General features: G+C 60.9%; 1 protein-coding gene. It reads left to right on the top strand.

Annotated features, from left to right (window positions below; genetic code table 11):
* Positions 1 to 150 precede the first annotated feature (150 nt).
* Positions 151 to 338 (top strand): hypothetical protein (locus AC0L3P_RS40210; RefSeq protein WP_473309486.1); only part of this gene is annotated, 188 nt, incomplete at its 3' end.

Below are 338 nucleotides of genomic sequence, written 5' to 3'. Positions count from 1 at the left end.
CACAAGCATTCATCAGCTTGGCATGACGTACTCCCCGGTGGTGGTGTAGTTCGGTAGAGCAAACCCGGACGATCCTATCGGAGAATTGCCGGTGACCACCGCAAAGCCGCCCGTCGGCTGCGACACGCCAACGCAACCGAGGAACCACCGATGACCGACGACATGATGATGTCCGGATCGGGTGCCTTATCTTTTGCAACGGAGTATGGACAAGCCGTCACCAGCCGATTAACCGAGGTCACCACGACCGCCGTCCCAGCGGGACATCGCGGCCCGGCGGACCGGACCACGAAGTTTTTGAGATGCGATCAGGCCGGCTTCGCCTGGCCCCAGTCGAA

The sequence above is a fragment of the Bradyrhizobium sp. WSM4874 genome (assembly GCF_055811835.1).
Note: the sequence above shows the minus strand (reverse complement) of the source record. Positions and strands in the feature narration are given on the sequence as shown.